1 protein-coding gene is annotated in these 393 nt (G+C 65.6%); it reads left to right on the plus strand.

Going from position 1 to position 393, the window contains the following annotated elements:
* The coding region (locus JG676_RS08660; RefSeq protein WP_200217989.1) for a DUF4440 domain-containing protein at positions 1 to 393 on the plus strand (393 nt) is incomplete at both ends.

A 393-nucleotide genomic window follows, 5' to 3' on the forward strand; every position in this document is an offset into this window, starting at 1 on the left:
GTCCTAATATCCGTGGTGGAAGGAGCGGGCTTTCGGATAGAGGAATTCTTCGCGAGCTACCGGGACGCCTTCAACGCCGGCGACCCGGCGGCAATCGCCAGGCATATCGCGGCGCCGTGCCTCCTCGTCGAGCGGGAGACGACCGTCTGGTCGACTGCCGAAGAGGTCCTGCAGGCGATGACGCGGTTGCTCGACTTCTATCGCGAAAGCGGAGCCGAGCGGGCGCATTTTGTCGTGGAAGGGGTGCTGCCGCAGGGCGGGACCGACCTTGTCGCCAACGTCGCCTGGACGATCGACCGATCCGCCGGCCACGAAAGCTGGAGGTTCCGCACGGGCTACAATCTGCGGCTCGACGACGGCGCGTGGCGGATCGTGTGTTGTACGGCCTACGAG

The organism is Campylobacter sp. 2018MI34 (assembly GCF_016598975.1).
Lineage (GTDB): Bacteria > Campylobacterota > Campylobacteria > Campylobacterales > Campylobacteraceae > Campylobacter_D.